Genomic DNA, 12,164 nt, shown 5'->3' with positions numbered 1-12,164 from the left:
ATCATGCGTCCTCGACCACTCTAGGCCCACGTGCTTCCAGCTTGGTCAGCCGGCCCGGCAACGCCTTGCTGATCGCCAGCAGTCGTGGACGCGGCGCTTTCTTCCACTCGCGGCATTCCGGCAGCGTGCGCCCGCATGCGACGCACCAGCCGGTACGGCCGTCGAAGCGACACACGTCGACGCACGGGCTCTTCATGCGCGCGCGTCCATATGGAGGATGCCGATCCGCCCGGCCTCGCCGCCCCAGCCGAGGCGGGTGCCGGCATCGTTCCAGCCCAACACCGTGATGTAGCTGCCGTGGCCGTCGTCCGACGCGCCATCGAGCAACAGCATGTGATCGTCCGCGAGGCGAGCCAGCGCGACCACCCCGTCGCTATATCCGACCGCGAGCAGATCATCCTTCGGGTGAAATGCCACCTGCGTGACCAGCGCGCCCTCGCGTTGGGCAAGCATCAGCGGCGCCTTGCCCATCGGCCCGGTCTTGCCCTCGAAGGGCCACAGGATCGCCTGGGCGTCGCCGCTCGTGGCCAGCCATTTGCCGCGTCGATCCCATGAAAAGCTGCGCGTCTTGGCGGCGTAGCCGGACATCCGCATGTCCGGCAGTTCCGGCAGTTCCGGCAGTTCCGGCAGTTCCGGCAGTTCCGGCAGTTGCCAGCCATGCAGGCCGGTTTCCTGCAAGGCGGTGAGCATGTAGCGTCCGTCCGCGCTGATCGTGCAGGCCAGATGCGATCCGATCCAGTTCAGGGCGACACGCCCGCTGTCCGGGTTGGTGCCGTACACCAGCGTCGCACCATTATAATGGGCGATGCCCAGCCGTTTGCCTTTGCCGTCGAGCGCAAGACCGCCGATCGTCGCGTCGACGGTGTAGCGATGCGACGGCGCGGTGGAGCCGGCCGACCAGACGATCGCCTCCTTGCCGACACCCGCCACGATCAGTCGCGAGGCGGGACTTGCCACCAGATGCCCCACCCACTTCCGCTCGAACCGACCGATCTCGTCGACCTCGCCGTCGTACGATACGCGGCAGACACGTCCGTCGTCCCCGCCGGTGACGATCGCCGCACCATCGGGGTGGCGGCACGCCGCCAGGATCGCACCGCCATGGACCGGGCACGCGCGCGCGTGCCCGGCATCGTCGATCCAGCGCAGGCTGCCGTCGCCAAGCGCGACAGCCGCTGTCTCGCCGACCCACAGCAAGGCGGTCGGTTCGGCGTCGAGCGGGATGTGCCGGCCGAAACGCAGGACCAGCGGCTCGTCTCGTGCCATGACCGTCATCAGGCGGCGCGGCGCGCTGCACAAGCGTCGAAGCCTTCGCGCAGCGCCATCTTGTCCAGATTCCGGCCGATGAAGACCATGCGGCTGACCCGTTCCTCGCCGGCTTTCCAGTCGCGCTGGTGGTCGCCGTCGAGCAGCATGTGGACGCCCTGCACAACGTAGCGCTGGTCTTCGCCGGCAAAGGCCAGCACACCCTTCAGCCTTAGAATGTCCTGCCCCTGTTCGGCGGTCAGCTTCCGCAACCAGGGCATGAACAACTCGGGCCGGATCGGCGCGTCGGAGAATAGCGATACGGAGGTGATCGCGTCGTCATGCTCGTGATCGTCTTCCGAAAGGAAGTTCGGCTCGATCTCCAGGATGCGCTCGAGATCGAAGGCACCGCGCTCCAGCACCTCCTCAAGCGGGACGACGCAATTCTGCGTTTCGTGCAACCGGGCGTGGCCGTTTATTGCCCGTACCCGCTGCCGGACCTCTTCGAGCGCCTGCTCGGTGACGAGATCGGTCTTGTTCAGCAGGATCACGTCCGCGAAGGCGATCTGCTCCTCTGCTTCGTGACTGTCGTCCAGTCGTGCAGAGACGTGCCGCGCATCCACCACGGTCACGATCGCGTCCAGGCTGGCGCGGGAGCGGACATCGTCGTCGACGAAGAACGTTTGCGCGACCGGTGCAGGATCGGCGAGTCCTGTCGTTTCGATGATGATCGCGTCGAACGCGCCTTTTCGTTTCATCAATCCTTCGATGATGCGGATAAGGTCGCCACGTACGGTGCAGCAGATGCAGCCGTTGTTCATTTCGAACACTTCTTCATCTGCATCGACGATCAGGTCGTTGTCGATGCCTGTCTCACCGAATTCATTGACGATCACCGCGTATTTGCGACCGTGGTTTTCGCTGAGGATCCGGTTGAGAAGCGTGGTCTTCCCCGCACCGAGATAGCCGGTGAGGACCGTGACGGGGATCGTGGATTGACTGACCATAGGGCCCTCATTGATACACTATATCATCTTATTGGCGGAGCCGGCGTTTTTTGGCAAGGAGTTTCGGACTACGGTACCGCTGCATGCGATGCGTCCGGCCTGCCGCTCGAACGGGCTGCGATAAAGCGGGCAGGTGGCTTGAGGGATCGCGTCCGCGGCGCTGCCGCCTGCGACGCGGGCTGACGACGGGCGAAACGGATCACTCACGATCAACACCCCGCCCTGGATCGTTCGAAAGCGTCGAACATCCACGGTCGACCCTGACGCCGCGCGTACATCGCGAGAAGCATCGGTTGGCCGACCGGGTCGGCGGGGTGAATCGGGTGGTCGTCACGCGCTCAGGCCGGCGAGAAGCGCTCCGCCGGACCGTAACGCGCCATGACATCTTACGGCGTCCGGCCGACGTAGCTGCGCATGTCGTCGGCGCTTCATTGTGGCGGCAAGGGCGCCCTTGCCGCCACGGCCTCGTCCGATCCTTCCCCGCCCGCGATCAGAAACTGTGGCGCATGCCGAAGACGATGTTGCGGCCGCGCAGCGGCGACTGTTTCTTGACGAACGATGTATGCGCAAGCGCGAACTCATCGCCCAGATTGCTGCCGCGGGCGTAGAACTCCACGCTTTTCCCCGGCGCGATGCCGAGGCGATATGCGACGGTGGCGTTCAGGTTGCCGTAGCCGGCGGTGCGGGTTTCGTACAAGGCGAGGCGGTTCTGCGCCATGGTGCGGCTGTATTCGACATCCGCCGTCATCGGTCCGTCGGCGAAGGCATAGCGTACGCCCAGCCGTCCCGGTGGAAGCCGGGGCAGATTGTCCTTCCGCGGCGGTTCGTTGGAAAGGGAGGCGCGCGGCCCCGGCGAAATCCTGGGTAATTCGTTCCTCAGCCTGGTATCGACATAATCGCCGAACAGCGTGATCTTCGAGCGGGCATCCAGTCGATAGCTGACCTGCCCGTCGAGACCCATGAAGCGCACGTCAGCCGGCGTGTAGAACAAAAACAGGTGGCCGGGCTCCGCGCCGATCCTGCGAGCGAAGATGTAGTCGTCGATGATCTTGTAGAAGAATCCGATGTCGAACTCCAGCTTACCGCCTTTCTTCACCAGGGTGAGATCAAGGGACTTGGCCGTCTCGAGAATATTCGTAAGTGGCGGCTGCTTCGCATCGGGATAATAGTTTGTCTTGGCCAAGCCGACTTCAAAGGTGTTGGTCGCCAGATTGTTGCCTCTGGCAAACAGCTCGCGCACGCCGGGCGCTCGCTCCGACCGTGCCAGCGACATGGCCATCGAATAGCCGTCGTCCAGATCCAGATTTGCGCCAAGCGATATGGAGAAGGGGTTTACAGTCGACGGAGGGTAATATTTTGCGTAGGAAATGTCCCACAATCTTATATGTTCTTTCATTCCTTCTTTATTCGCAAAGCCGAATGGATCGTAATAATCTTTTACGATCCCAAGATGCCGCCAGTCCTTGCGAGCTGCGACCTCGATAGTGGCTCTGCCAAAAGATCGCTTTTCCGTCAAAAAGATGCCGGTGTCTTCGGTCTTGTAAGGATTGGGCCGATAAAAGGGCTTGGGACCCGGAGAGATCTCGTCGAGGCCGGTGAACAAACCGTCGGTATGTTGCGCCCCAAACGTGCCGACGAAGCCTAATAACGGTTGATGAGTTACCTCCACCCGCCCGTCGTAAACCTTGTTCCCGAAATTGTTGAAACTGACCCCGCCGTCAAACTCCTTTTGCGTATAGTCTGTATAGGACATGCGCAATCGAAGATGATCCATTCCCGGTAATAGCCGATCGTAGTCACCGCGGATATCGACCCGCCTGCTATGCAGAACGATGGTCGCGGGCAGACTGTCGTCTATATCGGCGAACGGATTTTCGATCCCGCCGTGGAGCGCGCAGTGCAGACGCACCCGGTGCGTGTGACATGCGGCGTTGGCGTGGCTGTGGCCCGGCAGACCGTAGGTGGCGGTCTGGCGGGTATAGGCCGCGCCGAGATATCCCTTGGACGTGACCCAGGACGCCCCTGCGCTGTAGCTTGAGCTTGCCGCGAAGGAATGGCGCAAGCTGTCGCTGCCATAGGTGCGGGGAACGGCATAGTCGTCGCTCGCCCGGCTCGAACCTTCGGCATGGATCGCGAAGGCGCCGAGCCCAGCCGTCACCTTGCCGACCACGGTCTTCTCCCGGTCGCCGGTGCCGAAGCGGACCTCGGTGCCGCCGGTCACACCCCCCGCCGGGATCGACTTGGGCACCTTGCTGTCGATCAGGTTGATTGCGCCGTTCACCGCGCTGCCGCCGTAACGCACCGCCGCCGGCCCACGCTGGATTTCAATCGTGTCGAGCAGCAACGGATCGGTGCCGATCGCGTGATCGGGCGACACCGATGATGCATCGAACACGTTCGCGCCGTCGCTCAGGATCTCGATCCGTGGCAACGTCTGGCCACGGATCACCGGTCGCGACGCACCACCGCCGAAGTTGTCGAGGTGGATGCCTGGCAACCCAGCAAGGGTTTCGCCCAATCCCCCCTGACGGCGGTGCGCGAGTTCGTCCCCCGTCAGCACGGTGATCGGAAGCCCCACCAATTCGGCGTCAGGCTTCACGCTACTACGTCCGGTGACGACGACGTCATTCGGTCCTGCGGTCCGCGCCTCCGCCGGCGGGTCGGCCGCGGGTCCCTGCGCCTGAAGTGGCAGAACCGGAATGGAGCAGGTGCCCAGGAGAAGCGCCCAGCGAACCCGGCGTGACGTCATTGCATGCATGTTGAATACCCCGCTTTGACGGCGAAGTACAAATGATATGTTGTATCGTCAAGTGGCGGGTTTGTTCGGCTGTCAAACGGCTGAAGTATAATCGGAATTATCGCACGCCTGAAAGACGCAAAGCCGATGGAACATCTGCGATACTATTGACCGGATCGACATAGGCGTTTGATTTCAAAGTGAAACGCGCCGCCGTTTCTTCCGTCGAGGCAAAGGTTTCATTTTCAGGTGGTCATGGGCGCGGTTCCTCACGCCCTCGGGGCCACAACCCGCGCCGGCTTGCAGCTGATCGTCATGCCTTGCCGATCGGCCGACTGCACGGTCGGACTCTCGCGACCCTGCGGCGATCGATTGTGTCCGTCCGGCTTCGCCAATGATCATCGCGGAAGTGCGTCGGCGGCTTCAATCATCATCCGCTAATTGTTGAACAAGCTTGCCAGTGACAGGTCACACATCGGCCGCCGGCACCCCAAATTATGATAATGACTTGCAAGAACGCATGTAAATGCTACGGGATTTGCTCAGCTTAGGGGGCGTAGTTGCGCAAGTATTTGTATAAACTGGCTTTCGCCGCCATTATCTCATACGCGGGGTCAGCTGGCGCCCAATCGTTTCCAGATGTTGCGACCGCGGGTACCGACATCGTGGTGACCGCTAGTCGATCGGGTTCCGCACTGGAAGAACTGCCGTTGTCTGTGTCGACGGCGAGCGAAGAGCAGATCGGGCAGCAACTCCGCCAGAACCGTAATATTCTTTCGGCACTCGAAGCGGTCGTCCCCGGCCTTAACATCCAGGATAGCGAGGATCGCGGTGCATGTCTTACGCGAATTCGGGGTCGCGGCGTGTCGTTTCAATTGAACGGCGTTCCGGTCAATGAAGACTTGCGCCAGGGCTCGTGCACGGGACCGTTCACGATCAATCCGTTCGCACTCGAGAAAATCGAGGTCGTGCGAGGCGGCACCGCGCTTTACGGTGCCGGTTCCCCCGGCGGGATCATCAACGTCATCACCCGGCGTGGGCGAACCGAGGCGCTCTCCGTCGATGTCACCGCGCAAACCAGTTTCAATACCAAGCACAAGACCGCGACTGGCACGACGGACCTTTATGCCGGTGCCGGCCAGAGAAGCGGCATCGCCGATTACTATGTTGCGGCAAGCCATACCGATGGTGGTCGCGCGCGCGATGCAGTCGGCGATCCGCTGCTGTCGAGCGGGTACGAGGCCGTCGACGTGCTCGGGTCATTCGGCCTTACGTTGCCCGATGCATCTGAATTGCGGCTTGTTACCACTTTTCACAACGAGAATGTCGGGCGCCAGTTCTATCCGTCCGGCGCGCTCATCCCGGCAACCCGTATAGCACGGGTGGTCGAGGTGGCAGCGCATCCACAAGTTGATCAAGGGCTCGATCGTAATCTCACGGCAACCCTGAGCTATACGAATCCCGACATGCTCGGTCATGCGGTGAGCGTCAGCGCGTTCTACCAGAACCAGGTGATCCGCCAGCGAGACAATTTCTTCGCCGCCGCCAGCGGGGACGACTTCTTCGCTTCGAACCGCCGCAACGACCGGTTCGGGTTCCGCTCGGCAGCAGTGCGCGACTATCGGCTCGGCGACGGTGCGTCGTTGAAGATCAGCTATGGTTTCGATTACACGCGCAACGCTCTCTACCGCTTCGTCGTCGATGCCGCCGCAAACCAGGCGGTGATCGGTGTGATTTCCCCCGAAATCGTTCTGCGCACCTTTGCTCCCTTCGCCCAGGGCGAACTGACGCTGGGTTCCGTGACGCTGACCGGGGGCGCGCGTCACGAATGGTATCGTGGCGAGATCACCGATCGTTCCTATAGCCCCACTCTCGGCGACGCGGGCGTCCCGGGCAGGATCGGCACATCGAAGTTGACGCTCCTCAACGTCGGGGCGGTGTACCGGGTGACGGATGCGATCCAGCTCTATGCGGGGTTCAGCCAGGGTGCCGAACTGTCACAGCTGGGTCGTGCGGCCCGGCGCATCCGGAATCCTGCGACACTGACGCCGGAGCCCGCGACATCCGATCAGTACGAAGTCGGCATTCGCGCCACGCACGGCGCACTGCGCTTCAACGCGGCGGCATATTACTCGACGTCTGATAGCGCCGCACTGTTGCAGGCTGATCCCGTGTGCGCGGGCATCACGCCGATCTGCCCGCTCATCCCGCTGCGCTCGCCGCAACGTTTTCACGGGATCGAGGCCGATCTCGCCGTAAAGCTTGATCCAAGGCTGCAATTATCTGGGGTGTTCACCTTACAGCGCGGCAAGGTGTTCGACGAAGGCACAGGTCGCTACATCAACTACGCGACCGATGTCGTCGTGCCGCTGCGGGTGACGGCACGCGCAGACTGGACCCCCACCGAACGATTGGGGTTCGGTGTTCAGATCTCTCACTATGGCGCATCGTCTTTCTTCACGCCGGCGCAGGCGGGCGCAGGCCTCGTCGACACCGACGCGACAACCCTGACGAGCGCAAGCGCGCGTTACGCGATCGGCCCGGTCGAACTCTACATCGCGGCGGACAACCTGTTGAATGAGAGTTATGTAAGTCCCAACAATCAGGCGGCGGGATCGGGCAGCTTCGCTTATTATCGTGGTGCCGGGCGGCGCATGACGCTGGGGATGGCGGCACGCTTCTAGGGTTGGTGGGCAGGGCCACATCGGCGCATATCGCCTCGGCCTACACCACCGCCAGCCGACTCCTTAACCTTTGTGGCTCTCGCCGGACTTGCTGATCCGGGCGCGACTTGATCGTCCGCTACCCGCGCCGTTCTGACGGATTCTCCCCGCCACGGTGGTGCCCCGATATGTCTGGGAAACGCTGCCAATGGAGTTCGCGTCTTCCCGGCTGATGCCGAGTACCGACCGCGCCTGGAGGCAGTGAACAGCCGGTTGAGCTGCTGCCGGTCCCATGGACACCTAGTTAGGCTACATGCGCTTGCCGCTCGAAGTCCATGGGGCTGAGATAGCCCAGTGCGCCTGCTCAAGTGCCAGGATGGCGTTGCGGGTCCGGCGCTCGAACGATTGCTGAAGGATATGCATCAGCTGTCGCGGCGGGATCGGATTGTAGGTTCGCTTCTCGCTGGCATCGTCGCTGACCAGCACCGCACCCTTCTGCGTCAGGGTGCCCAACGTCTGATAGACGTTGGCCGGCGCCTTCCCAAGCCGCTGTGCCCCAGTTTGCATCATCCAGTCCGAGCGCATGTACGCCGCGCTAAAGGAGAATGGCGCAACCGTCCGATACGTCGCCCTGCCGAACGAGCCGCACGGCTACCGCGCGCTGGAATCGACTGGCGAGACGCTGTGGCAGATGACTGATTGGCTGATCAGCATTGCGCCTCCGTCGATCGCCCCCGCAACATTCAGCGCTTTGATGGGACTGATGACGCCGCCCGGGTACGCGGCATAAGAGTGAGCAGTTCCCGCGACTGATGGCGCACAACGGTGCTCCCCGCTCGATGAGCCGGTCGCATAACGTCTCGGACAACACCGCGATGCAGAGCTTCTTCTTGATCGGATCGGCCGAAAGACCTGTCGGACGCGCCATCACGTGAAGGCCGACGTGTTCGCCTAGCTGGCAATGGCAAGCAACGGCTGCGGGATTGCACTGCAGACGCGGTTACGGCCGTTGCGTTTGGCGTCGTACAGCGCCTCGTCCGCCTTCTTCACGGCGTGTTCCAAGGCGGAGATGTGGTCGTCGATCGCGGCCACCCCAATGCTGACGGTGACCACGATCGCCTGCCCCCCGATATCGAACTGCGTTTCCGAAACACGCCGGCACAATTGCTCCGCGATATCGATGGCCTGCTCAAGCGTCGTGTCGCGCAGGACTGCCAAGAACTCCTCGCCGCCCCAGCGGCCCGTCACATCCTGCTCGCGCCGGCAATGCGAGGACAGTCGATCGGCGAATTCCTTCAGCACCATATCACCGCTGACGTGGCCATAGCGGTCGTTTATCGATTTGAAATGATCGAGGTCTACGATCAACACGGCCACTGGCCTTTTCGCACAACGACATGCCATGATCAGGGCCGCTGTCCGGGACTGCACCCCGCGTCGATTCGCCAGTCCGGTCAGCGGGTCCATCAACGCGATCGCCTTTAGCCGCACCTGCGCATCTTCCAGCGACATCGCGATCAGGCCGACATAGGTCAGAACGCCCATCAACTGGTCGATGAACAACGACAAGGCAATTTCGGTCATAGACGGTTGCGTTATTGCACCGAAAGCTCGAACTCTGACGATGATCAGGACGACGGAGAGCGCCAGCGCGACCGAGTAGGCTACCAGCGCGGTGCCCACGAGCAATTGCGATGGCAGATACCGCCGCCGGTTTCGAGCAAGGAACGGGCGCGCCGCGACAGCCATCAAGAAACTTAGCGTCGCGATCGTCAGCAGCACCGCCGCGATCGGCTTCATCCCGAAAAGGTGGACGCCGCCATAAACGAGCCCCGGAAAGAGTCCCATGATCGCGAAGCGGACCTTGTCTACCCCGAGTCCGAAAAAGGTGCGCCCGCCTGCCCAGATGCTGGACAGGCTAAGGCCCACAATCGCGTAGATGACCGTGCCACGTCCGGCTGCGAAGTAGGGATAACTTGAATCACTGTAAATCAAGAGTAAGGCGGCCGCCGAGGAGATGATGCTGACGGTCCAGTATCCGAATGCTACCCGTGCCTCGCTTTTGAAGCTTGCGATCAGAAATATCAGGATAAATCCCGCTCTCGCGGTGCTGCTTGCAAAGAGCAGTGTCGTCACATCTACCATCACTGACATCTCAAGTCCGTCGGCAGCTGCAAGTGAAACGTTAACGACTTTGTTGCCATGGCAGCCATATGTAGGAAATAGGACTACATCGCTTAATAAATATCATGCCATTATCGTTTAAGACGATTTCATTATGGGATGCGAGATGCTTTGGCTGTCAGAAAATGGGTGCCGCACCGTATCGGATCGGCGATGGTGAATGTTCCGTTCGTCCTTCGTGCGCTCCTGACCCTGTTCGGCACATTCGCCGCTCACGCTGCCGTCGCACACAATATCGGCTCCTGGCGCGGCTTTGCATCGGGTGACGTGGCCATTCGGGCGCGGGTGACGAGGATCGTGCCCTACAATCAGAAGTCGATCGTCGACGCGATCGGTGGTCGCATCGATGTCCCGCCTATGGTTCTTCCAGATGTCGATATCAGCGTTTTTGCAGCCGATCGCTGGTCCGTCACCGGACAGGCGGGCTTAGTGAAGACCGACATCACGCTAAGGGACACGGCCTACGGCGATATCGACGTTGGTTCCGTCTGGAGCCTGCCTGTATCGCTCGCCGCACAGTACCATCTTCCGACCAAAGGCCGGTTCAAGCCTTTCGTTGGCGCGGGAGTCGTCGTCAGTTGGTATTTTGGCGAGAAACCAGCCGATAGATATATTCATGATTTTAGGGTTTCGACCCCGCCGACCCCACAGATTAAGGCCGGCTTTGACTATCAACTCAATGACACCTGGTTCGCGACCTTCGAGGCGAAAAGGCTCTTTACTCCGACCCAAACTATTGAAAATGAAGGTGTAACTATAAGAATGAGCCTCGACACCGTCACGGTGGGCGCTGGAATGGCGCTCCGCCTGTAGCATCGATCGCGTTGAGGCAAGTGCTCAAAGACCGATCACGGGGTATCCGCTTTCCGATGCAGGTCTCACCGACGGCGCCACTGGCGGGTCGGGTTCCGTATGCCGCGGGCGCTCTGCGGCCCGATCGCACAGGGAGGAATCCCGGCGAAAACGTCGACTTCCCGAATCTGGCGCGATGACGCGCTCACTAACGATATGCTAGCATGGGACTGTGGGGACCCACTGACGCCCTCCCTGTTTTTTCACCCAAGCTAAGTAAAGGTTTCCTGGCCCTTTGAAGTCTCCGGGCGAGGAGCTTGGACAGGAAGAAGACGAGGCAAACCGAGGAGCAGATCGCGTTCGCGCTGAAGCAGGTGGAGCGGGTACATCGGCGGCGGAGGTGATCCGACGAATGAAGATATCGGAGCAGACGTTCCATCGTTGGGCGAAGGTGTACGGTGGCGTGGGCGTAGGCGAACTGCGGCGGGTGAAGTTGCTGGAGGAAGAGAACTGCGAGCTCAAGCAGCTGGTCGCGGACCTGAGCCTGTACAGGCTCATCCTGCAGGACGTTCTGGCCAAAAAGCCTTAACGCCTGGAAGACGGCGCGAGCTCGTCGCGCACGTTCAGGCTTCCCACGGTGTCAGCGACCGACGCAGCTGCTCGGCGCCGGTCGTCGGTGCGCTACGTGTCGCTTCGACCGGACCAGGCGCCGCTGATGCTGCAGATCCGTGATCTGGCGGCGACGCGGACGCGATACGGCTTCTTTTGCATCTACATCCTGCTGCGCAAAGAGGGACCGTTCGTGAATCACAGGCGCGTGTACCGGCTCTACCGGGACGATGGACTGGGCCTTCGGCTCGAGAAACCCCGCCGCAACGTCAGCGCTGCCAACCGCAACTGGCAACCTGCGGCTCCGGCGGCCAACGAGATGTGGTCGATGGACTTTGTATCCGACGCGCTGTTCGACGGACGGCGGTTGCGGACGCGGACCGTAGTCGATGCGTTCACGCGCGAGCTCACATATCGCTTGGCGGAATCGCCCAAGGTTCCAGCGACGCGAAGCATCGTTGAAATGGCGGTGGAGGTTGGCTGACGCCGGTCGAATATGCTGCGATCGCGGCCGAATGAACGCCGGAAACTCACGTCCGACCTAGATGAGAAACCGTGGGACCCTCATAGCAACCCCGGATTAAAGTTATGGCTGATAGAGCTCTGGGGAGCACGTCACGCCGTTGGCAGAGCAAGCAGCACGAGAGTAGGGGCTGAGGGCTTTGAGCACACTCTCGTGCTCATATGAAGCCGTGTGGTGCTGATGCCGGCGGGCAGTGCTCTCGATTTACCTGTGTAGCAAACTGATATCGTCGGTGGAGCTTCGCATGCGCCCCGAACGCACGAAAGCCCCGGAGCGTGTGGTCTGGGGCGTTTGTGATATTGTTGGTTGCGGGGACAGGATTTGAACCTGTGACCTTCAGGTTATGAGCCTGACGAGCTACCGGGCTGCTCCACCCCGCGCCGAGGTATTCCTGCCATGGATGG

Annotated in this window: 9 protein-coding genes, 1 tRNA gene and 1 pseudogene; 4 read left to right on the top strand and 7 right to left on the bottom strand. The window is 61.5% G+C overall.

The features are described 5' to 3' along the window. Position 1: 1 nt before the first annotated feature. From ASE95_RS11375 to ASE95_RS11360, 4 genes are all read right to left on the bottom strand, one after another. Entirely contained in the window at positions 2-196 is a 195-nt protein-coding gene (locus tag ASE95_RS11375) for a DUF1289 domain-containing protein (RefSeq protein WP_056636296.1), read from the bottom strand. Continuing rightward, complete coding sequence (locus ASE95_RS11370) at positions 193-1,266, bottom strand: WD40 repeat domain-containing protein (RefSeq protein ID WP_235528288.1); 1,074 nt, start codon at positions 1,264-1,266, stop codon at positions 193-195. The genes ASE95_RS11375 and ASE95_RS11370 overlap by 4 nt, the downstream gene beginning before the upstream one ends. A gap of 8 nt (positions 1,267-1,274) precedes the next feature. Continuing rightward, positions 1,275-2,252 carry a CobW family GTP-binding protein gene (locus ASE95_RS11365; protein ID WP_056636294.1) on the bottom strand — a complete coding sequence of 326 codons (978 nt, stop codon included), beginning with the start codon at positions 2,250-2,252 and terminating at the stop codon, positions 1,275-1,277. Between the two features lie 490 nt (positions 2,253-2,742). Continuing rightward, positions 2,743-5,010, bottom strand: coding sequence for a TonB-dependent receptor domain-containing protein (locus ASE95_RS11360; RefSeq protein WP_156348009.1), 2,268 nt, complete (start codon positions 5,008-5,010; stop codon positions 2,743-2,745). Positions 5,011-5,549: 539 nt separating this feature from the next. Here ASE95_RS11360 and ASE95_RS11355 point away from each other — a divergent pair. Continuing rightward, complete coding sequence (locus tag ASE95_RS11355; protein WP_082450098.1) at positions 5,550-7,673, top strand: TonB-dependent receptor; 2,124 nt, start codon at positions 5,550-5,552, stop codon at positions 7,671-7,673. A gap of 288 nt (positions 7,674-7,961) precedes the next feature. Here ASE95_RS11355 and ASE95_RS11350 read toward each other — a convergent pair whose 3' ends face one another. Beyond that, a complete protein-coding gene (locus ASE95_RS11350) occupies positions 7,962-8,237 on the bottom strand; it encodes a hypothetical protein (protein ID WP_056636288.1) in 276 nt (91 codons plus the stop codon). Here ASE95_RS11350 and ASE95_RS11345 point away from each other — a divergent pair. Continuing rightward, complete coding sequence (locus ASE95_RS11345) at positions 8,236-8,442, top strand: hypothetical protein (RefSeq protein ID WP_056636286.1); 207 nt, start codon at positions 8,236-8,238, stop codon at positions 8,440-8,442. The genes ASE95_RS11350 and ASE95_RS11345 overlap by 2 nt on opposite strands. Before the next feature lie 161 nt (positions 8,443-8,603). On the opposite strand, the gene ASE95_RS11340 is transcribed toward ASE95_RS11345, so the two are convergent. Beyond that, complete coding sequence (locus ASE95_RS11340; RefSeq protein WP_162234682.1) at positions 8,604-9,788, bottom strand: GGDEF domain-containing protein; 1,185 nt, start codon at positions 9,786-9,788, stop codon at positions 8,604-8,606. A 177-nt stretch (positions 9,789-9,965) separates the two neighbouring features. Here ASE95_RS11340 and ASE95_RS11335 point away from each other — a divergent pair, with 177 nt between their 5' ends. Then, a complete protein-coding gene (locus ASE95_RS11335) occupies positions 9,966-10,649 on the top strand; it encodes an OmpW/AlkL family protein (protein ID WP_162234681.1) in 684 nt (227 codons plus the stop codon). 296 nt (positions 10,650-10,945) lie between these two features. Then, a pseudogene (locus ASE95_RS17690) lies at positions 10,946-11,643 on the top strand (transposase); the annotation flags it as partial. Positions 11,644-12,063: 420 nt separating this feature from the next. Here ASE95_RS17690 and ASE95_RS11320 read toward each other — a convergent pair. Continuing rightward, positions 12,064-12,140: transfer RNA gene (locus tag ASE95_RS11320), tRNA-Met, on the bottom strand. Between the last annotated feature and the right edge of the window lie 24 nt (positions 12,141-12,164).

The sequence above is a fragment of the Sphingomonas sp. Leaf231 genome (assembly GCF_001421995.1).
In the GTDB taxonomy this organism is placed as follows: Bacteria; Pseudomonadota; Alphaproteobacteria; order Sphingomonadales; family Sphingomonadaceae; genus Sphingomonas.
The sequence above is the reverse complement of the archived record's forward strand: the minus strand, read 5'-3'. Positions and strand labels throughout refer to the sequence as shown.